The organism is Kitasatospora sp. NPDC018058 (assembly GCF_044327205.1).
Lineage (GTDB): Bacteria > Actinomycetota > Actinomycetes > Streptomycetales > Streptomycetaceae > Kitasatospora.
On the sequence record NZ_JBIRFA010000001.1, the window covers coordinates 182,193 to 202,022 of the forward strand.

Sequence of the window (19,830 nt, forward strand, 5' to 3'; positions counted from 1 at the left end):
TAGTGGTAGCGGGCCTTGAGGATCTTCACTTCCTTCTCGTCGGCCCGGTATGCCAGGCGGACATGAGGACCGCATCCCCGCTTTTGGAGGTGATCCTGATCGGGGCGTGGTCGTCATTGACCTTCTTGATCAACGGGAAGAGCTGAGTGCGGGCTTCGCTTGCGCTGATCGCCATCGATTCGCCTCCATCTGCGTACCGGATACCGGCACCTCGATGGTGCGGGTTTCCGGTACGGGATGCCGCAGGGAAACCGCCCCGGCCGCAGGGGCGGCCGGGGCGGTGCGGGGGCGCGTGGAGTCACTCCTCCGGCTACTCCTTGGAGCGGATCCGCAGGTTGGTGATCAGCGGGCCCTCGGTGGTCTCGCGGAAGAAGTCGTTGCCCTTGTCGTCGACGACGATGAAGGCCGGGAAGTCCTCGACCTCGATGCGCCAGACGGCCTCCATGCCGAGTTCGGCGTACTCCAGCACCTCGACCTTCTTGATGCAGTCCTGGGCGAGGCGGGCGGCCGGGCCGCCGATGGAGCCGAGGTAGAAGCCGCCGTGCGTGGCGCAGGCGTCGGTGACCTGCTTGCTGCGGTTGCCCTTGGCGAGCATGACCATCGAGCCGCCGGCGGCCTGGAACTGGTCGACGTAGGAGTCCATCCGGCCGGCCGTGGTCGGGCCGAAGGAGCCGGAGGCGTAGCCCTCGGGGGTCTTGGCCGGGCCGGCGTAGTAGACCGGGTGGTCCTGGAGGTACTTGGGCATGCCCTCGCCGGCGTCCAGGCGCTCCTTGATCTTGGCGTGGGCGATGTCGCGGGCGACCACCAGGGTGCCGGTGAGCGAGAGCCGGGTCTTCACCGGGTACTTGGAGAGCTCGGCGCGGATCGCGGACATCGGCTGGTTGAGGTCGACGCGCACCACGTCGTCGTCCAGGTGCTCGTCGGTGGTGTCCGGCAGGTACTTGGCCGGGTCGGTCTCCAGCTGCTCCAGGAACACGCCCTCGGCGGTGATCTTGCCGAGCGCTTGGCGGTCGGCGGAGCAGGAGACGGCCATCGCGACCGGCAGCGAGGCGCCGTGGCGCGGCAGCCGGACCACGCGCACGTCGTGGCAGAAGTACTTGCCGCCGAACTGGGCGCCGATGCCGATCTTCTGGGTCAGCTCGGTGACCTTGGCCTCCAGCTCCAGGTCACGGAAGCCGTGGCCGGTCTTGGCGTTGCCCGAGGTCGGCAGGTTGTCCAGGTAGTGCGCCGAGGCGTACTTGGCGGTCTTGAGCGCGAACTCGGCGCTGGTGCCGCCGATCACGATGGCCAGGTGGTACGGCGGGCAGGCGGCGGTGCCGAGCGAGCGGATCTTCTGCTCCAGGAACGAGAGCATGCTCGCCTCGTTCAGGATGGCCTTGGTCTCCTGGTACAGGTACGACTTGTTGGCGGAGCCGCCGCCCTTGGCCATGAACAGGAACTTGTACGCGTCGCCGTCGGCGGCGTACAGCTCGATCTGGGCCGGCAGGTTGTTGCCGGTGTTCTTCTCGTCCCACATGGTCACCGGGGCCATCTGGGAGTAGCGCAGGTTGAGCTTGGTGTACGCGTCGTACACGCCGCGCGCGATCGCGGACTCGTCGCCGCCCTGGGTCAGCACGTTCTGGCCGCGCTTGCCCATGACGATGGCGGTGCCGGTGTCCTGACACATCGGCAGGATGCCGCCGGCCGAGATGTTGACGTTCTTCAGCAGGTCGAGCGCCACGAAGCGGTCGTTCGGGCTGGCCTCCGGGTCGTCCAGGATGCGGCGCAGCTGGGCGAGGTGGGCGGGGCGCAGGTAGTGCGAGATGTCGTGCATCGCCTCGGCCGTCAGCAGCCGCAGCGCCTCGGGCTCGACCTGGAGGAAGGTGCGACCGCCGGCCTCGACGGTGGAGACGCCCTCGGAGGTCAGCTTGCGGTACGGGGTCGGGTCAGCGCCCAGGGGGAGCAGGTCGCTGTACTCGAAGTCTGGCGTGGGAGCCATGGGGGCGGTCCTTAGGTGTCCAGTGATCCGGCTGCGTCGGCGAAGCACCATCCAGGGTAGGACCCGCCGATCGCGCGCATGCGGACAGGTCAGCCTTGCGTGACGGGGCTCACTCGGGCGGCAGTTCGAGCGACTAGGCTTGGGCCGTGGACAACTCGCCGTCGCAGGACGATCCGGGGCAGCCGCCGCTGCCGGCTCCCGTACCGATGACCAAGCCCGAACTCAAGCCACAGCTCAAGCCCGAGACCGAACCCGAGACCAAGCCGCAGTCCTCGCACGCCCCGGTCGCGGAGGCGGAGATTCGGGTCTCGGACGCCGACCGCGAGCGGGTCGCGGAGCTGCTGCGGGACGCCTACGCCGAGGGCCGGCTGGACGCGGACGAGCACGCCGAGCGGATCGGGGCCGCGTACGCCGCCAAGACCTTCGGTGACCTGGTGCCGCTGACCCGGGACCTGCCCGCCCACCGCCCGCCGTCCTTCGAGAAGCCGCCGCTGGGTGCCCCGGCGTCGGCCCCCGCGTCGCCCTCGCTGCCGCCCGCGCGCCAGGAGGCGCCGTCGGTGGTGGCGATCTTCGGCGGCGCCGCCCGCAAGGGCCGCTGGCGGGTCGGCTCGCACCTGACCGCGTTCACCATGTTCGGCGGGGTGGAGATCGACCTGACCGACGCGGTGTTCGAGTCCCCCGAGGTGGAGATCACCGTCACGGCGATCTTCGGCGGGGTCGAGGTCCGGGTGCCGGAGAACGTCAGCCTGCTCGGCTCCGGGGTCGGCATCTTCGGCGGGTTCGACGTCCGCGAGCAGACCGCGGCGGACCCGTACGCTCCGGTCGTGCGGGTCAAGGGCGTTGCCCTGTTCGGCGGTTGCAACGCCAAGCCGCGCCGGGGCAAGAAGCTCCGGGAGTGGGCGCGCAAGCAACTCGGCACCGAATAACCGGGGTTGACCATTCGAGTGCCCGGCCGGGGAGTAACTCCCGGTCGGGCACTCGGCGTTGCGATCGGTGCACTCCGTAGTCGATTGCGTGCAGTGTGCATGAATCCCGGCCGGGCGGGTAGGTCATTCCGCACATCGCTTCTTGTACGGCTGCGCACCGGAGGCGGCCCATGCGGCCGGTCCGGAGGGTTGGACCAGCGGGGGCTCGCAGCCGGGCAGGGGAGCGAGGTTCCCCCGTGTCCGAGAGCCTCGTCAGGAGTACGGCCGTGCTGCATCCGATCGAGTCCCGCCCCACCTCGCCAGTCGCCGCCGCCCAGTTGCTGGAGCGCCGTCCGGCCGTCCGCCCGCAGCCGCAGCCCCCGAGCGGCACCGTGGGCACCGCAGTGGGCGCCGCTGCGGGCGAGGACAACCCCTGGCACACCGGTGCGGCCTGTCGGCGGGGCGAGGCGGGGCTGTTCTTCGCGCCCTCCAAGGAGCCGACGGCGGCTCGGCTGTCGCGCGAGGAGCAGGCCAAGCAAGTGTGCGCCCGGTGCCCGGTACTGCTGGAGTGCCGCGAGCACGCGCTGGCGCAGCCGGAGCCGTACGGGGTCTGGGGCGGACTGACGGCCGCCGAGCGGCGGGTGGTGCTGGCCCGGCGCCGTCGGCGGGACGCGGAGCTGCGCGAGGCGGCCCGGGTCACCACCGCCCGGAGCCGGATAGCCGGGTGACGGCGGGCCGAAGACGGGACCGGGGGTAGCTCCCCCGGGGCGGTCGGAAACGGGGCGCGGCCTCGGCGGAGGGGGATTCCGCCGAGGCCGCGCGTGGCCTGAAGCCGCTCCGTGTGGGTCAGTTGGCGCGGTCGAAGTCGATCGCGCTGTAGGCCCGCAGCTTGGACAGCTTGTGGACGGAGTTGATCTCGCGGATCGTGCCGCTCTTGGAGCGCATCACCAGCGAGCTGGTGGTGGCGGTCTCCGAGCGGTAGTGCACGCCGCGCAGCAGCTCGCCGTCGGTGATGCCGGTGGCGACGAAGAACACGTTCTCGCCGCTGACCAGGTCGTCGGTGGTGAGCACCCGGTCCAGGTCGTGCCCGGCGTCCAGGGCCTTCTGCCGCTCGGCGTCGTCCTTGGGCCACAGCCGGCCCTGGATCACGCCGCCCATGCACTTCATCGCGCAGGCCGCGATGATGCCCTCCGGGGTGCCGCCGACGCCCATCAGCAGGTCGACGCCGGTGCCCTCGCGGGCGGCCATGATGGCGCCCGCCACGTCGCCGTCGGAGATGAACTTGATCCGGGCGCCCGCCTCGCGGATCTCCCGGACCAGGCCGTCGTGGCGCGGGCGGTCGAGCACGACCACGGTGACGTCCTCGACGGCGCTGCCCTTGGCCTTGGCGACCCGGCGGATGTTGACGGCCGCCGGGGCGGTGATGTCGACGAAGTCGGCGGCCTCGGGGCCGGCCACCAGCTTGTCCATGTAGAACACGGCGCTGGGGTCGAACATGGTGCCGCGGTCGGCGACGGCCAGCACGGCCACCGCGTTGTTCATGCCCTTGGCGGTCAGCGTGGTGCCGTCCACCGGGTCGACTGCGACGTCGCACTCGGCGCCGGTGCCGTCGCCGACCCGCTCGCCGTTGTAGAGCATCGGGGCTTCGTCCTTCTCGCCCTCGCCGATGACGACCACGCCGTTCATCGAGACGGTCGAGACGAGGGTGCGCATCGCCTTCACGGCGGCACCGTCCGCGCCGTTCTTGTCGCCGCGGCCGACCCATCGACCGGCGGCCATGGCGGCTGCCTCGGTGACCCGGACGAGTTCGAGCGCGAGGTTCCGGTCCGGAGCCTCGGGCGCGACCTCCAGGGCGCTGGGGAGGTGGTGCGGGTACTGCGTGGTCATCGTCGTTACCTCTCTGTACGCGACGGCCAGTGAGCGCCCGACTACTGCCTGGTCGAACGCCGTGGTGAGGGTTATGCGATCGTATCTGCCCACGAGATGACTGTCTGTGGCGCAGGTCGCCGCCCCGCGGCGAAAAGCACCTGTTCGTCCGGCTTCACCCGTACGTGGACACCCCGGGTGGTCCCGCCGGGATATGGATGAGTCACCATGTGGGGGTGGCTGCAGAGAGCAAGGGCATGAGGGGTCGGCAGACCGTACGGGACATGGTCCTGTCGATGCTGGCGGTCGGTTTCGTCGTCTGGATCGGGTACCTGTTCCTCCCGCACGACGCCGACAGTGACCCGGTGCACGTGGTCGAGTACAAGGTGGCGGCGGCCACGGCGAAGCGCGCCGCGCCCTATCCGCTGCTCGCTCCGGAGGGGCTGTCCGCCAAGTGGCGGGCCACCTCGGTCAGCTACACCCCGGCCGATCTGGACCCCGGCAAGGGCAACGCCTGGCATCTGGGCTTCGTGACGCCCTCCGGCCAGTACGCGGCGATCGAGCAGGCCGACGTGCCGCGCGAGAAGCTGCTGGCCGACAAGGTCGCCGGCGGCCAGTCGGACGGCACCTCGGACGCCGCCGGGCGCACCTGGGACCGGCTCCAGGGTGAGAAGGACCGCGCGCTGGCCGTGCAGACCGGCTCGGCGACCACCGTGATCACCGGCACCGCCTCCTACGAGGAGCTGGCCGAGCTGGCCCAAGCGCTGAAGTAGCGCGGGGCCCCGCGCACGTGGAAGGGCCCGCACCGGACGAACCGGTGCGGGCCCTTCGCCGTTCCGCCGTCGCGGGTCAGACGGTGGTGACGACCTGGTCGTACTCCAGGCGCGGGGAGCGCGGGAACCAGGCGTCGTCGCCGGGCTTGCCGATGTTGACCACGGCCAGCACCGAGTGCTCGCCGTCGCCGAAGAACTCCTTGTTGATGCCCTCGGCGTCGTAGCCGGTCATCGGGCCGGCGGCCAGGCCGGCGGCGCGCACGCCGATGATGAAGTAGGCGGCCTGCAGGGCGCCGTTCAGCGCGGCGGACTGCTCGCGGACGGCGCGCTCCGAGAAGAACACGTCCTTGGCCTGCGGGAAGTGCGGGAGCTGGGTCGGCAGCTCCTCGTGGAACTCGTTGTCCGCGGCCAGGACGGCGACCAGTGGCGCGGCCGAGGTCTTGGCCTTGTTGCCGTCCGCCATGTGCCGGACGAGGCGCTCGCGGCCCTCGGTGGAGCGGACCAGGACGACGCGCAGCGGCTGCTGGTTGAAGGCGGTCGGGCCGTACTTGACCAGGTCGTAGATGGCCTGGACCTGCTCCTCGGTGACCGGCTCGTCGGTGAAGGTGTTCGCGGTGCGGGCCTCACGGAACAGCAGGTCCTGAGCGGCGGCGTCGAGTACCAGGGCGTCGGTGGTCATGCTTCTGCACCTCATGCGGGAGGGGGTTCGTCGGTGTGACCGGCGTGGCCGATCACTTCCTCCAACATAGGTGAAGTTTCAACGATTCCCCAATCGAATGTGACCCGCGTCACTCCTCGTCGGGGGCTCCGCCCTCCTCGGCGGCCAGCGCGGCGTCCAGCCGGGCCCGGGCGCCGTCCAACCAGCGCTGGCAGACCTTCGCCAGCTGCTCGCCGCGCTCCCACAGCGCCAGCGACTCCTCCAGGGAGGTGCCGCCGTTCTCCAGCTGCCGGACCACGTCCAGCAGCGCGTCCCGGGCGTGCTCGTAGCCCAGCGCCTCGTCCGGGGTCGGCGCCGCCGCGTCCTGCTGCTCCTGCTGCTCTGCCATGCGTGCCAGCGTAGGGGCTGGCGCCGACAGAGACGCCCCTCAGACCTGTCGTGGCCGAAACCCGGGTGCACCCGGTCGGCCTGCGGCGCTAGCCTCCGCCGCATGATCGAGGTACGACCCGCCGTCGCGGCCGACGCGCCCGAACTCGTCCGGCTGCGCAACCTGATGTTCGAGGCGATGCCCGGCATGGCCGCCCTGGCCGGGCCGGGACCCTGGCAGAGCACCGCGGAGCGGGTGCTGCGCGAGCGCCTCGCCGTCCCGGCCGCGGAGCTGACCATGCCCTCCTTCGTGATCGACGACCCGGACCGGCCCGGCCGGCTCGCCGCCTGCGCCGTCGGCACCCTGGAGCGGCGGTTGCCCGCGCCCGGAAACCCGGAGGGCCTGTTCGGCTTCGTCTTCAACATCTGCACCGACCCCGACCACCGGCTGCGCGGCTACGCCCGGGCCTGCACCGAGGCGCTGCTGGACTGGTTCGACGGCCGCCGGGCCGGTCGGATCGACCTGCACGCCAGCAGCGGCGGTGAGGCGCTCTACCGCAGCCTCGGCTTCGGCGAGCACTCCACCGCGCTGTCGCGGCAGCGCTCCTACTCCTGAGCCGCCTGAGCCGTCTGGGCCGCCTGGGCCCCGGCCACCGTGACGCCGAAGCCGCCGCCGGCCACCCGGGCGTGCAGTCCCTCGCCTGCCGCGACCTGCGCCGGGTCCGTCACCACCGTGCCGTCCGCCCGCTGCAGCACCGCGTAGCCGCGCTCCAGAGTGGCCGCCGGGGACAGCGCGACCACCCGGGCCAGGGTGTGCCCGAGGTCGCTCTGCGCGTGGTCCAGCCGGGCCCGCAGGGTGCGCCGGGTCCGCTCCAGCAGGCCGTCCACCTCCTGGCCGCGCCCGTCCAGCATCCGGTGCGGTGCGGCCAGCGACGGGCGGCTGCGCAGCCCGTCCAGGCCGTGCTGTTCGCGTTCGACCCGGGCCAGTACGTGCCGACGGGCCCGGTCGCGCAGTTGGCGGACCTTGGCCAGCTCCTCGCCGACGTCCGGGACCACCCGTTTGGCGGCATCGGTCGGGGTGGAGGCGCGCAGGTCGGCGACGAAGTCCAGCAGCGGCTGGTCCGGCTCGTGCCCGATCGCGCTGACCACCGGTGTACGGGCGGCCGCGACCAGCCGCACCAGCCCCTCGTCCGAGAACGGCAGCAGGTCCTCCACGCTGCCGCCGCCCCGGGCCACGATGATCACGTCCACCTCGGGGTGCTCGTCCAGCTCCCGCACGGCCGCGCTGACCCGCTCCACCGCGCTGACCCCCTGCACCGGGACGTTGCGCACCTCGAAGCGCACGGCCGGCCAGCGCCGCCGGGCGTTCTCCAGCACGTCCCGCTCGGCCGCCGAGCCGCGCCCGGTGACCAGACCGACGCACTGCGGCAGGAACGGCAGCCGCCGCTTGCGCTCGGCCGCGAACAGGCCCTCCCCGGCCAGCCGCCGCTTCAGCTGCTCCAGCCGGGCCAGCAGCTCGCCCAGGCCCACCGGCCGGATCTCCGAGGCCCGCATCGACAGCTGCCCGCGCGCCGCGTACCACTCCGGCTTGGCGTGCACGACGACCCGCGCGCCCTCCTGCACCACGTCCGCGACCTGGTCGAACACCGACCGGAAGCAGGTCACCGTGAGCGAGACGTCGGCCTGGGGGTCGCGCAGGGTCAGGAACACCACGCCCGCCCCGGGCCGGCGGCTGAGCTGGGTGATCTGACCCTCGACCCACACCGCGCCGAGCCGGTCGATCCAACCGCCGATCAGCGCGGAGACCTTGCCGACCGGGAGCGGGGCTTCGGGGGAGCTGGTGTTGGCCATGCGTACGAGGCTAGCGGCGCCCGCCGACACCTCGGGCGCTAGCGGTGCCGGTCGACACCTCGGGCGCTAGCGGCGCCCGCCGACGTCCGAAGCGGCACCGCCCTGCACGCCGAACACCATCAGGCCGACCGCCAGCCAGGCCAGCCCGACGATCTGCGCGGTCGTCGAGGCCTCGTGGACCACCGCCCCGATCACCGCGATCCCCAGCACCGGGACGACCAGGTGCCGCAGTCGGTCCCGCGAGCCGTGCCGGACGGTGTACCAGCCGATCACCGAGGCGTGCAGCAGCACGAAGGCGGTCAGCGCGCCCACGTTCACCACCGAGGTCAGCTGGTCCAGCCCGTCGTCCCGGTCGGCCGCCCAGACCGCCGCCGCCATGGTGATCACCGCGGCCGCCAGCAGCGCCCGGCGCGGCACCGCGCTGCCCGGGTCGACCGAGCCGAGCACCCGCGGCAGCCGCCCGTCCCGGCCCATCGCGAAGACCAGCCGTCCGGCGGCCGCCTGCCCGGCCAGCGCCGCGAAGGCCGCGCCGATCGCCTTGCTGGCCGCCACCAGCACGTGCAGCCAGTGCCCGACGCCGATCTCCACGGTGTCGTAGAAGGCCGAGCCCTGGGCGGCCGGGTCGGCGGCCAGCTGCTGCGGGGTCATCGGCTCCAGCAGCGCCGCCAGGTAGGTCTGGGCGACGAACAGCACCCCGGCCAGTGCCAGGCACCACAGCAACGCCTTGGCCACCGCCGCCGAGGCGCCGACCGCCTCCTCGACGAAGGTGGCGATCGCGTCGAAGCCCAGGTAGGAGAGCACCGCGACGGACACCGCGGAGATCACCGCGGTGAGCGAGAAGTCCCCGACGGCGGTGAACGGGGTGTCCCAGCCGCGCCGGGCGCCGTCCTGGGCCAGCCTCACCACGGCCGCGGTCACGAACACCGCCAGCACCGCGATCTCCAGGGTCAGCACCGCGAAGCCGACCGTGGCCGCCGTGCGCACCCCGATCAGATTGAGCGCGGTGGTCACCACCACCGCGAGCGCCGTCCACAGCCAGCGCGGGACGTCCGGCACCAGGGAGTGCAGCGCGATCCCGGAGAACAGGTAGGCCACCGCCGGGATCAGCAGATAGTCCAGCATCGCCATCCACCCGGCGATGAACCCCGGCCCCTCGCCCAGCCCGGCCTGCGCGTAGGCGTACACCGAGCCGGTCCGCGGGACCGCGCGCACCATCTGGGCGTACGAGAAGGCGGTGAAGCCCATCGCCACGGTCGCGGCCAGGTAGACCGAGGCGAGGGCGCCGTGGCTCTTGGCGTCCAGCACGCCGAACACACCGACCGGGGCCATCGGGGCGATGAACAGCAGTCCGTAGACCATCAGATCGCGGACGCCCAGACTGCGGCGCAGGCCGCTCGGCGCCTGCTCGCTCACAGCGCTCATAGACACCACATTTGAGCACTGTCGATCGGATCCGGCTGGAAAGTGTCCGCCGTCGGCGCGGCTGCCCACCGGGGACGGTGCGGTTCGCGGGCGCCCGTACGATGGAGCCATGTCCAACACCGCGCCGCGCCGTGTCCTGCTCGCCGCCCCCCGGGGCTACTGCGCGGGTGTCGACCGCGCCGTGATCGCCGTGGAGAAGGCCCTGGAGCAGTACGGGGCGCCCATCTACGTCCGCAAGCAGATCGTCCACAACAAGTACGTGGTGCAGACCCTGGAGAAGAAGGGTGCGATCTTCGTCGACGAGACGGAGGAGGTCCCCGAGGGCTCGATCGTCGTGTTCTCCGCGCACGGTGTCGCCCCGTCCGTCCACGACGAGGCGCGGGCCGGCAAGCTGGCCACCGTCGACGCCACCTGCCCCCTGGTCACCAAGGTGCACAAGGAGGCCGTGCGCTTCGCCGACGAGGACTTCGACATCCTGCTGGTGGGCCACGAGGGCCATGAGGAGGTCATCGGCACCATGGGCGAGGCCCCGGACCGGATCCACCTGGTGGACGGTGCCGAGGACGTCGCCAACGTGCAGGTCCGGGACGAGTCCAAGGTCGTCTGGCTGTCCCAGACCACCCTGTCGGTGGACGAGACCATGGCCACCGTCGGCGAGCTGAAGAAGCGCTTCCCGGCGCTGGTCAGCCCGCCCAGCGACGACATCTGCTACGCGACCCAGAACCGCCAGGTCGCGGTCAAGCAGCTGGCCCCGGAGACCGACCTGCTGATCGTGGTCGGCTCCAAGAACTCCTCCAACTCGGTCCGCCTGGTCGAGGTCGGCCTGGAGTACGGCGCCAAGGCCGCCCATCTGGTGGACTTCGCCGAGGAGATCCAGGAGTCCTGGCTGGAGGGTGTCACCACGGTCGGCCTGACCAGCGGCGCCTCGGTGCCGGAGATCCTGGTCGACGGCGTGCTGGAGTTCCTGGCCGCGCGCGGTTACGACACGGTCGAGACGGTCAAGACCGCCGAGGAGCACCTGACCTTCTCGCTGCCCAAGGAGCTGCGCCGCGACCTGCGCGCCGAGGCGGCCGGCAAGCTCTGATCCGTCCCGGAGAACCCGACACCCCCCGGCGGGGTGCCGGGTTCTCCGCTGTGCGCGGCCGTACGCCCTCTCGTAGCTTTGTGCACAGGCTGTGGACAGGAAGGTGCGCGGCCGAACTGCGGAGGGCGGAGTGATGACGGCGGTATTCGGCGTGGACATCGGCGGTTCGGGCATCAAGGGCGCCCCGGTCGACCTCGCCCGGGGAACGCTCACCCAGGAACGCCACAAGGTGCTCACCCCGCAGCCGTCCGAGCCCGAGGCCGTGGTCGCCGCCGTGTGCGGGGTGGTCCGGCACTTCGACCACCAGGGGCCGGTCGGGCTGACCTTCCCCGGCGTGGTGGTCGGCGGCCGCACCAGAACCGCGGCCAATGTGGACAAGGGCTGGATCGGCCTGGACGCCGAGGGCCTGTTCCGCGAGGCGCTGGACCTGCCCGCGACCGTCCTCAACGACGCCGACGCGGCCGGCCTGGCGGAGATCACCCACGGCGCCGGGCGGGGCGAGTCCGGCGTGGTCCTGGTGCTCACCTTCGGCACCGGCATCGGCAGCGCGCTCTTCGTGGACGGCACGCTGATGCCCAACACCGAGCTGGGCCACCTGGAGCTGCGCGGCAAGGACGCCGAGCGCCGGGCCTCCTCGGCCGCCAAGGAGCGGCACGGGCTGAACTGGGAGCAGTGGGCGGGGCGGGTCGACGAGTACCTGGACCTGGTGGAGATGCTGTTCTCGCCGCAGCTGATCGTGATCGGCGGCGGGGTGAGCCGCAAGCACGAGAAGTTCCTGCCGCTGCTGAAGGACCGCGAGGCGAGGGTGGTGCCGGCGGAACTGCGCAACGACGCGGGCATCGTCGGGGCGGCGATGGCGGCGGCCCGGGCGGCGGGCTGAGGGCCTGCCTGCGCCGGGCGTCCGGAACGGTGGAGCTCAGCGGGAGCGGTGGATCCGGCGCTGGGCGACGAAGCGGGCGAGCACGATCAGCGCGGCCAGGCCGGTGCCGGAGAACAGCCAGCCGGCCCGCAGCGCCAGCCCGGTCGCCAGTGCCACCACCTGGGCGGTGACGCCCGAGGAGCCGACCGGCGCGACTAGCAGCAGCGCGAGGGCGAAGGCGATCGGCCCGCTGATCGGCGCGGCCAGCAGGTCGGCGTAGCGGACCCGGACGGCCAGCTGGAAGCAGACCATCAGGTAGCCGAGGCCGAACAGCCAGCCGAGGTCGTCGAAGACCAGCCGGTCCAGGCCCGCCACCGCGAGCGTCGCCAGCACGGCGACCACCCCGGTGCCGATGGCGGTCAGCCGGGCCGGCCGACCGGTCCGGCGCCGCCCGTACACCCGCAGCCGCCGCCCGGGCGACTGGCGCGCCGCGGCGGGCCGACTGGCCGCCGGGCGCGGCCGGGAAGGGGGGATCGCGGGGTCGGCGGGGGCTCCGGTGCTCTCGGGAGCCCGGCCGGGACCGGGGACGGCGGCCCCGGCCGCGCCGTTCGGCGGACGGCGTCTGGGCCCTGGCGGCTGGGTACGGATGCTCTGCTCCACCCGTCCAACGTACGGTCCGATCATCGCCACACTGTGTAATGGATCGCTCAGGCCTTGTCCCGTGTCCCTGGGTGGGGTAGTCCTGTGATCGTCACTCAGGGCATCTGACCTGCTCGGACGAGTCGACACGCCAAGACCATCGGATCACCGCACGGGGGACGACATGACCGCGGACTTCACCTTCGAACGCCTCGACCACTTCCAGCTCGACATCCCGGCCGGAGCCGAGGACGAGTGCCGCGCCTTCTGGTCCGGCGTGCTCGGCATGGCGGAGCTGGAGAAGCCGCCGGTGCTGGCGGCCCGCGGCGGCTGCTGCCAGTCCTGATTCGGCGGGGCGCGGCGGCGGGGTCGAGGTGCACCTCGGTGTCACCCCGGACTTCCGCCCGTCCGTCAAGGGGCACCCGGGCATCCTGGTGAGCTCGTTGGACGCCCTGGCCGAGCGGCTCACCGCGCACGGCCACGAGGTGGTCTGGGACGACAACCTGCCCGGCCACCGCCGCTTCTACGCGGCCGACAAGCTGGGCAACCGGCTGGAGTTCCTGGAGCCGCGGCCCGCGGCGACCGAGGCGTAGGGCAGCGGAGGCGCTGCCCGTAGACTTGGGGGTCGGCCCGTACGGTGCCGACCCAACTCCTCCAAGCCCACGGGACTGCGCTTCATGTCGCTCACGATCGGAATCGTCGGCCTGCCGAACGTCGGCAAGTCGACCCTGTTCAACGCCCTGACCAAGAACGACGTGCTGGCGGCCAACTACCCGTTCGCCACCATCGAGCCGAACGTCGGCGTCGTCGGCGTCCCGGACGAGCGGCTGACCAAGCTCGCCGAGATCTTCGGCTCCCAGCGCATCCTCCCGGCCACCGTCGACTTCGTCGACATCGCGGGCATCGTGCGCGGCGCCAGCGAGGGCGAGGGCCTGGGCAACAAGTTCCTCGCCAACATCCGTGAGTCGGACGCGATCTGCCAGGTCGTGCGCGCCTTCACCGACCCGGACGTGGTGCACGTGGACGGCAAGGTGTCGCCCAAGGACGACATCGAGACCATCCACACCGAGCTGATCCTGGCCGACCTCCAGACCATCGAGAAGGTCCTGCCGCGCCTGCAGAAGGAGGCGCGCCTCAAGAAGGACACCGCCCCCGTGCTGGCCGCCGCCGAGGCCGCGCAGGCGATCCTGGAGACCGGCAAGACCCTCTTCGAGGCCGGCTTCGACACCGCCCCGATCCGCGACCTGCACCTGCTGACCTCGAAGCCGTTCCTCTACGTCTTCAACGTGGACGAGGCCGAGCTGGCCGACGAGGACTTCAAGAACGCCCAGCGCGAGCTGGTCGCCCCGGCCGAGGCGATCTTCCTCAACGCCAAGATCGAGTCCGAGCTGATCGAGCTGGACGACGCCGAGGCCCTCGAACTCCTCCAGTCCATGGGTCAGGAGGAGCCCGGCCTCGCCACCCTGGCCCGCGTCGGCTTCGACACCCTCGGCCTGCAGACCTACCTCACGGCCGGTCCCAAGGAGGCCCGCGCCTGGACCATCAAGAAGGGCGCCACCGCCCCCGAGGCCGCCGGAGTCATCCACACCGACTTCCAGAAGGGCTTCATCAAGGCCGAGGTGATCGCCTTCGCCGACCTGGTCGAGACCGGCTCCACCGCCGAGGCCCGCGCCAAGGGCAAGGCCCGCATCGAGGGCAAGGAGTACGTCATGCAGGACGGCGACGTCGTGGAGTTCCGCTTCAACGTCTGACAGGTCTGACGCGTCTGACCCGGCGACAGCCGACACCCTGGAGGGGCCGACTCCCGCGAGTGGAGTTCGGCCCCTCCGGCCTGTTCGGGGGCTGTGGGTGCCCCAGGGCGGGGTCGGCCGACTGGGGGTTGTGGGAGAGGGGTTGGGCGTGGAGCTCGAGGTGGTGGAGGGGGTGCCGGAGGGGGCGGAGGTCGAGGCGGCGTGGTCGTCGACCCGGTGGCTGCTGACCGAGCCGGAGCTGCGGGGCGGCGCGGGGACGCCCTGCCGGTCCGGATTCCGGAGGGCTGCCGCTCGACACCACCGGCGTCCGGCGCGGCTGGATCTGCCTAGCCCTGGACGGTGACCGTCAGCACCCCATCCGCGTCCGCCGTGACGGTGACCGCCTCAAGGGTGGCCGCCAGCGCGTCCGGGTGGTGGGCAGCGGCGCGGGGGCCGATGCCGACGACGCGCATGCCGGCCGCGCGGGCGGCGGCGATGCCGGCGCCGGAGTCCTCGAAGGCGAGGCAGTCGGCGGGGGCGTGGCCGAGGGCGGCGGCGCCCTTGAGGAAGCCCTCGGGGTCGGGCTTGCTGGCGCCGACCGACTCGGCGGTGACCAGGACGGGCGGCAGCCGCAGGTCGGCCGCCGCCATCCGGACCCGGGCGAGCGGTTCGTCGGCGGAGGTGACCAGGGCGTGCGGCAGGTCGGTCAGGGCGGCGAGGAAGGCGGAGGCGCCGGGGATCGGGACGACGCCCTCGATGTCGGCGCGCTCCTCGGCGAGCATCTGCTCGTTCTCGGCGAGGTTGGCCTCGACCGGGCGGTCCGGCAGCAGCACGGCCATGGTGGCGTGGCCCTGGCGGCCGTGGACGACGGGCATCACCTCGACGGGGTCGAGGCCGTGCCGCTCGGCCCAGCGGCCCCAGCAGCGCTCGACCACGGCGTCGGAGTTGACCAGGGTGCCGTCCATGTCGAGGAGGAGGGCGCGGGCGGTCAGCCGGATGGGGGCGGCGGGCATGGGGCGGCTCCTCGTGGAGAACGGCGATGGGAGAGCCGGGAAAGCGAGCTCTTTGTTTCTAGATGATACAAAAGATCAGCGGAGCAGATGGGCGTTGACCGCCCGGGCCTCCTCGGCCAGCTCCGGCAGCTCCACCACCTCGACCCCGGCCGCCTCCAGCAGGGCCGTGCCCTGGCAGTCGGTGACGAACAGGTCCGGCTCGCGCCAGGCGACCACCACCCGCGGCACGCCCGCCGCGATCAGCAGCCGGGCGCACGGCACCGGCCGCGAGGCGCGCTGCCCGCAGGGCTCCAGGCTGCTGTAGACGGTCGCCCCGCGCAGCCGGGCGTCGCCCGCCGGGAGCTTGCCGAGGGCCGCCTCCTCGGCATGGTCGTGCGCGTCCCCCTCCCGGCTGAAGCCCTCCGCCAGTACCTCGCCGTCGGCGCCGACGATCACCGCGCCGACCGAGAAGGCCGTCTCGGAGGGCGGGCAGCGGCGGGAGAGCTCGACGGCCCGGCGCAGGTGGTCGAGGTCGGTGGTCGTGGGCTGGTTCACGGCGCGGGCTCCTTCGGGGCGTACCTCAACAGGACGACGTCGCCCACGGTACGTGCCTCCAGCAGCAGCATCCGCCGGGCCGGACCGCCCGGGAAGGCGGCCGTGCCGACGAACCGCGGCGCCCCGGCCTGGCCGACCAGCAGCGGGGCGACGGCCAGCTGGAGTTCGTCCGCCAGGCCCTGGGCGAGGAACTGGGTGTGCACGCCGCTGCCGCCCTCGACCATCAGCCGGCGCACCCCGCGCGCGCCGAGGTCGTCCAGCACCGCGCCGAGGTCCACCGCGCCGCCGAGTGCGACCACGTCGGCCAGCCCGTCGAGCCGGGGTCGCAGCACCGCCGCGCCGGCGTCCGTGGTGTAGGCGAGCTTGGCGCCGCCGGTGTGCCAGAACCGCAGGTCGGCGTCGAGGGCGCCGCTCGCGCTGAGCGTCACCTTCAGCGGGTACTCCGCCCGTCCGGCGGCCACCCGGGCGGCCCGGCGCCCGGGGGCGTTGACCAGCAGGCGGGGGTTGTCGGCGCGCAGGGTGTTGCCGCCGACCAGAATCGCGTCGGCGGCCGCGCGCTCCCCGTCCACCCGGTCGAAGTCGGCGGCGTTGGAGAGCAGCAGGCGCTCGGGGGAGGCATCGTCGAGGTGGCCGTCGAGCGACACGGCGGCGCTCAGCAGGACGAAGGGGCGCTGGCCGGGGCCGGGCATGGGCGGGACCGTTCTGTCGGGGGCGCCTCCACGGTACGGCGGCGGGGCGCGGCACAGACCTACGGTGGTCGACATGCGAGACGGTTCTTCTCGTCATGCGGGATGCGGCGTAGCGTCGGAGCCGTCGCGCGAACGGAAGACCTGCCGGAAGACCGACCATGCCCAGGGGGGCCCTCATGTCCGGACCGCAGTCCGAAACCGTCTACACCCACGGCCACCAGGAGGCCGTGCTGCGCTCGCACCGCTCCCGGACCGCCGCCGACTCGGCCGCCTACCTGCTGCCCGAACTGCGGCCCGGGCAGGCGCTGTTGGACGTCGGCTGCGGGCCCGGCACGATCACCGCCGACCTGGCCGAGCTGGTCGGCCCCACCGGGCGGGTGGTGGCCGTGGACACCTCCGCCGAGGTGCTGGAGCAGGCCGCCGGGTACGTCGCCGAGCGCGGCCTGGCCAATGTGGTGTTCGAGCTCGCGGACGTGCACCGACTGCCGTACCGGGACGGCGAGTTCGACGTCGTGCACGCCCACCAGGTGCTGCAGCACCTGGGCGATCCGGTGTCCGCGCTGCGCGAGATGCGCCGGGTGACGGCGCCCGGCGGGGTGGTCGCGGCCCGGGACGCCGACTACGCCTCGATGACCTGGTTCCCGGAGGCACCCGCACTGGACCGCTGGCTGGAGCTGTACCGCCGCACCGCCCGCGCCAACGGCGGCGAGCCGGACGCCGGGCGGCGGCTGCTGTCCTGGGCCCGCGCGGCCGGCTTCACCGAGGTGACCGCGAGCACCAGCACCTGGACGTACGCGACGCCCGAGCGGCGCGACTGGTGGGGCGGGTCGTGGGCGGACCGGGTTACCGGCACGGCCTTCGGCCGGACGGCGGTGGAGCGGGGCTTCGCGGACCGGGTCGAGCTGGAGCGGATCGCGGACGGCTGGCGGGAGTGGAGCGCCGCCGAGGACGGCTGGTTCTCGATGATCCACGGGGAGGTCCTGGCCCGCGGCTGAGCGCGGGGGCCGGGCGGGCGGGCCCGGGCGGGCACGGGCGGGAGCGGCCGGGCGGGTGTTCGGAAAGATCGGGTAAAGTCGCGCGACCGTTCGCATCTGGCCCGTCCGGGGCCGAGCCGAACGGTGTCGAACGCCGCATCACCGAGCCGACGCCCGCCCCGGCGGGTTGGGGGAGCCCACGTGTCCAAGCCTGAGTCCGAGCTGCCCGCCGCCCCGGTGGCGGACCCCCGGGTGGACTTCCGCAAGGACTCCGGCCGTACCGGCGCCAAGGCCCCCGAGCGGCCGACCGAGGCCGGGCCCGCAGAGGCCGAGCCCGCCGCGGTGGAGCCCGGAATCGAGCCGGCCCCGACCGCGGCCCCGACCGCGACCCCGACTCCGGAGCCCGTTGCCGAGCCGGAGCCGGCCCCGGAGCCCGTCGACCCCTGGGCCCCGCCGTCCGGCCAGCCCCCGCAGGCCGCCCCGCCGTCCTCGCAGGCCCCGCCCCAGCCGCCGCCCCCGCCGCTGCCGGCCGGCGGCTGGGCCACGGCGGCGTCCTCCGCGCAGTCCGGCCTCCAGCCGGCCCCGCCGTATCCGTATCCGTACCCGTACGGCTCCCCGTCCCCGTACGACCCGCAGCCGGAGCGGCGCACCAACGGCTTCGCGGTCGGCTCGCTGGCGACCGGCCTGAGCCTGCTCTCGCCGGTGGCCCTGGTGTTCGGGATCATCGCGCTGACCCAGATCAACCGCCGCAAGGAGCGCGGCCGCGCCATGGCGGTGACCGGCCTGGTGCTCGGGGTGGTCGGCACGGTGCTGCTGGCGCTCCTGGCGGGCGCGGGGGACTTCGGCTCCGCGCGGGGCGACCGGTACGCCCAGCAGCCCCCGGCCGGCTCGGTCCGCTGGTCCGCCCTGAAGGCCGGGGACTGCTACAACTCCCCGGCCGGGAGCACCGCGACCGACGGCAACGGCGACGAGACGGTGTACTGGGTGCACCGGGTGCCCTGCTCGGACCCGCACCACGGCGAGGTGGCCGGCACCGCCAAGGTCCCCGAGAACAAGGGCCCCTACCCCGGCGAGACGGCGATGCGCGAGCGGGCCGCCGCGCTGTGCCGCACCGTGCTCGACGACTACGCGCTGGACCAGTGGGCCGTCCCGGACGGTATGGACGACGTCTACCTCTACCCGACCTCGGGCAACTGGGCGGCCGGCGAACGCTACGTCACCTGCGCCTACGAGGACCGCGACGACCAGCACCTGGGGACGGTCCGCACCGACCGGGGCAGCCTGACCTCCGCTCAGCTGGCCTACCTGGAGGCGGTCCGGGGCTTCAACGACACCTACACGGACGCGCCGAAGAAGGACCTTTCCGTCTCGGAGGCCGAGTACCAGTCCTGGGCCCGGCGGATGGCCGCGGCCTCCCGGGCCGAGGCCGCCGCGCTGCGCAAGCCGGCCACGCACTGGCCGTCGGACGTCCAGCCGAAGGTCGAGAAGCTGGCCGAGGCCCAGACCCAGGCGGCCACCGCCTGGGACGCCGCCGCCTCCGGCGCCGACCTGGCGGGCGACCTGCGCCGGGCCCGGGCACTGGTGGCCAAGACCGCGCCGATCAGCGTGGAGATCCGCCGCGCCCTCGGCCTGTCCACCGGCGAGCAGGTGCCCGACCTCCGGGTCTGACCGCCCGGGCACCGGGTTACCCATCGTTAACCCGGCCCGTACCTCCCGGTAGCGCACCGCCCGTACGCTCGCTGGCATGTCCCCGGCCCGACCCCCACGCCGGCCGGGGACAGCCGCCCGTGACGCCGGTACGCTCGCGCCGTGGGCACCTTTCGGGTGATGCGGCAGGACGACAACGGCAACCGCTTCCTGGTCGCCAAGGGCCTGGACCGGGCCGAGGCGCAGCGGTTGGCGGCCGAGTTCGAGGCGCGCGGCCACAAGCAGATGTACTGGGTCGAGTCCGAGGACACGGACGCCGCCCCGTAGGGTCGGGGCATGGACCAGACCGGCGGGACCCCCAGCGAGCCGCGGATCGTCGTCGGAGGTGCGCTGATCCACCGGGGCCGGGTGCTCGCCGCCCGGCGCAGCGCGCCCGCGGTGGTGGCCGGGCGGTGGGAGTTCCCCGGTGGCAAGGCCGAAGCCGGGGAGACCGAGGCGCAGGCGCTGGAGCGGGAGCTGCTGGAGGAGCTGGGCGTACGGGCGCGGGCGCTGCGGCGGCTGCCCGGCGCGTGGACCGTCCGGCCGGGCCTGGAGCTGCGGTTCTGGGCGGCCGAGTTGCTGGACGGCGAGCCGCGGCCGCTGGAGGACCACGACGAGCTGCGTTGGCTGGGCCCGGCGGAGCTGGACTCGGTGGACTGGATCGAGCACGACCGCGAGGTGCTGCCGCACGTCGCCGAGCTGCTGGTGGCCACGGGCGACGCGCAAGCCGCCAGATAGGTCAATCGGACAAGACGACCCGGCGGCCGGGATAGCCTGGGTCCTGCTGGGTATGTCACTTTTCG

Annotated in this window: 19 protein-coding genes and 3 pseudogenes; 12 read left to right on the forward strand and 10 right to left on the reverse strand. The window is 73.1% G+C overall.

Going from position 1 to position 19,830, the window contains the following annotated elements:
* Positions 1-58 precede the first annotated feature (58 nt).
* A pseudogene (locus ACH4E7_RS00830) lies at positions 59-175 on the reverse strand (type II toxin-antitoxin system Phd/YefM family antitoxin); the annotation flags it as partial.
* Positions 176-310: 135 nt separating this feature from the next.
* Positions 311-1,978 carry a fumarate hydratase gene (locus ACH4E7_RS00835; RefSeq protein WP_396246850.1) on the reverse strand — a complete coding sequence of 556 codons (1,668 nt, stop codon included), beginning with the start codon at positions 1,976-1,978 and terminating at the stop codon, positions 311-313.
* A 146-nt stretch (positions 1,979-2,124) separates the two neighbouring features.
* On the opposite strand from ACH4E7_RS00835, the gene ACH4E7_RS00840 reads away from it, so the two are divergent.
* Both ACH4E7_RS00840 and ACH4E7_RS00845 read left to right on the forward strand, forming a co-directional pair.
* Positions 2,125-2,904 carry a DUF1707 domain-containing protein gene (locus tag ACH4E7_RS00840; protein WP_396246851.1) on the forward strand — a complete coding sequence of 260 codons (780 nt, stop codon included), beginning with the start codon at positions 2,125-2,127 and terminating at the stop codon, positions 2,902-2,904.
* A 371-nt stretch (positions 2,905-3,275) separates the two neighbouring features.
* Entirely contained in the window at positions 3,276-3,611 is a 336-nt protein-coding gene (locus ACH4E7_RS00845; protein WP_396247133.1) for a WhiB family transcriptional regulator, read from the forward strand.
* 118 nt (positions 3,612-3,729) lie between these two features.
* Here the strand turns inward: ACH4E7_RS00845 and glpX are convergent, their stop codons facing one another.
* Positions 3,730-4,770, reverse strand: coding sequence for a class II fructose-bisphosphatase (gene glpX / locus ACH4E7_RS00850; RefSeq protein ID WP_396246852.1), 1,041 nt, complete (start codon positions 4,768-4,770; stop codon positions 3,730-3,732).
* A 215-nt stretch (positions 4,771-4,985) separates the two neighbouring features.
* Between glpX and ACH4E7_RS00855 the strand changes: the two genes are divergently transcribed.
* Entirely contained in the window at positions 4,986-5,522 is a 537-nt protein-coding gene (locus tag ACH4E7_RS00855; protein ID WP_396246853.1) for a DUF4245 domain-containing protein, read from the forward strand.
* A gap of 76 nt (positions 5,523-5,598) precedes the next feature.
* Here the strand turns inward: ACH4E7_RS00855 and ACH4E7_RS00860 are convergent, their stop codons facing one another.
* Positions 5,599-6,201 carry a malonic semialdehyde reductase gene (locus ACH4E7_RS00860; RefSeq protein ID WP_396246854.1) on the reverse strand — a complete coding sequence of 201 codons (603 nt, stop codon included), beginning with the start codon at positions 6,199-6,201 and terminating at the stop codon, positions 5,599-5,601.
* Positions 6,202-6,310: 109 nt separating this feature from the next.
* Positions 6,311-6,568: an exodeoxyribonuclease VII small subunit gene (locus ACH4E7_RS00865; protein WP_396246855.1), complete on the reverse strand. Its 258-nt coding sequence runs from the start codon at positions 6,566-6,568 to the stop codon at positions 6,311-6,313.
* A gap of 102 nt (positions 6,569-6,670) precedes the next feature.
* On the opposite strand from ACH4E7_RS00865, the gene ACH4E7_RS00870 reads away from it, so the two are divergent.
* Positions 6,671-7,162, forward strand: a complete 492-nt coding sequence (locus tag ACH4E7_RS00870; protein WP_396246856.1) for a GNAT family N-acetyltransferase — start codon at positions 6,671-6,673, stop codon at positions 7,160-7,162.
* On the opposite strand, the gene xseA is transcribed toward ACH4E7_RS00870, so the two are convergent.
* A complete protein-coding gene (gene xseA / locus ACH4E7_RS00875) occupies positions 7,153-8,397 on the reverse strand; it encodes an exodeoxyribonuclease VII large subunit (protein ID WP_396246857.1) in 1,245 nt (414 codons plus the stop codon). The two genes, ACH4E7_RS00870 and xseA, sit on opposite strands and share 10 nt — an antisense overlap.
* Before the next feature lie 66 nt (positions 8,398-8,463).
* On the reverse strand, positions 8,464-9,819 hold the full coding sequence (locus tag ACH4E7_RS00880; RefSeq protein ID WP_396246858.1) for an APC family permease: 1,356 nt from the start codon (positions 9,817-9,819) through the stop codon (positions 8,464-8,466).
* A gap of 109 nt (positions 9,820-9,928) precedes the next feature.
* Between ACH4E7_RS00880 and ACH4E7_RS00885 the strand changes: the two genes are divergently transcribed.
* Positions 9,929-10,903 carry a 4-hydroxy-3-methylbut-2-enyl diphosphate reductase gene (locus ACH4E7_RS00885; RefSeq protein ID WP_396246859.1) on the forward strand — a complete coding sequence of 325 codons (975 nt, stop codon included), beginning with the start codon at positions 9,929-9,931 and terminating at the stop codon, positions 10,901-10,903.
* 133 nt (positions 10,904-11,036) lie between these two features.
* Positions 11,037-11,783, forward strand: a complete 747-nt coding sequence (ppgK, locus tag ACH4E7_RS00890; RefSeq protein ID WP_396246860.1) for a polyphosphate--glucose phosphotransferase — start codon at positions 11,037-11,039, stop codon at positions 11,781-11,783.
* Positions 11,784-11,819: 36 nt separating this feature from the next.
* Here the strand turns inward: ppgK and ACH4E7_RS00895 are convergent, their stop codons facing one another.
* Complete coding sequence (locus tag ACH4E7_RS00895) at positions 11,820-12,446, reverse strand: DUF6542 domain-containing protein (RefSeq protein ID WP_396246861.1); 627 nt, start codon at positions 12,444-12,446, stop codon at positions 11,820-11,822.
* Positions 12,447-12,585: 139 nt separating this feature from the next.
* Here ACH4E7_RS00895 and ACH4E7_RS00900 point away from each other — a divergent pair.
* Together ACH4E7_RS00900 and ychF are read left to right on the forward strand one after the other, a co-directional pair.
* Positions 12,586-12,994, forward strand: a pseudogene (locus tag ACH4E7_RS00900) (glyoxalase).
* 84 nt (positions 12,995-13,078) lie between these two features.
* Positions 13,079-14,152 carry a redox-regulated ATPase YchF gene (gene ychF, locus ACH4E7_RS00905; RefSeq protein ID WP_396246862.1) on the forward strand — a complete coding sequence of 358 codons (1,074 nt, stop codon included), beginning with the start codon at positions 13,079-13,081 and terminating at the stop codon, positions 14,150-14,152.
* A 326-nt stretch (positions 14,153-14,478) separates the two neighbouring features.
* Here the strand turns inward: ychF and ACH4E7_RS00910 are convergent, their stop codons facing one another.
* Positions 14,479-15,144 (reverse strand): HAD-IA family hydrolase, encoded by a 666-nt coding sequence (locus tag ACH4E7_RS00910; protein ID WP_396246863.1) that lies wholly within the window; start codon positions 15,142-15,144, stop codon positions 14,479-14,481.
* A gap of 75 nt (positions 15,145-15,219) precedes the next feature.
* Positions 15,220-16,367, reverse strand: a pseudogene (locus ACH4E7_RS00915) (dihydrofolate reductase family protein).
* A 176-nt stretch (positions 16,368-16,543) separates the two neighbouring features.
* Between ACH4E7_RS00915 and ACH4E7_RS00920 the strand changes: the two are divergent.
* From ACH4E7_RS00920 to ACH4E7_RS00935, 4 genes are all read left to right on the forward strand, one after another.
* Positions 16,544-17,362 (forward strand): methyltransferase domain-containing protein, encoded by an 819-nt coding sequence (locus tag ACH4E7_RS00920; protein ID WP_396246864.1) that lies wholly within the window; start codon positions 16,544-16,546, stop codon positions 17,360-17,362.
* 180 nt (positions 17,363-17,542) lie between these two features.
* Positions 17,543-19,009 carry a DUF4190 domain-containing protein gene (locus ACH4E7_RS00925; RefSeq protein ID WP_396246865.1) on the forward strand — a complete coding sequence of 489 codons (1,467 nt, stop codon included), beginning with the start codon at positions 17,543-17,545 and terminating at the stop codon, positions 19,007-19,009.
* 141 nt (positions 19,010-19,150) lie between these two features.
* Entirely contained in the window at positions 19,151-19,315 is a 165-nt protein-coding gene (locus ACH4E7_RS00930; RefSeq protein ID WP_355670907.1) for a hypothetical protein, read from the forward strand.
* Between the two features lie 9 nt (positions 19,316-19,324).
* The gene (locus ACH4E7_RS00935; protein ID WP_396246866.1) at positions 19,325-19,765 is read left to right on the forward strand and encodes an NUDIX domain-containing protein; all 441 of its coding nucleotides are present in this window, start codon (positions 19,325-19,327) and stop codon (positions 19,763-19,765) included.
* Positions 19,766-19,830 lie beyond the last annotated feature (65 nt).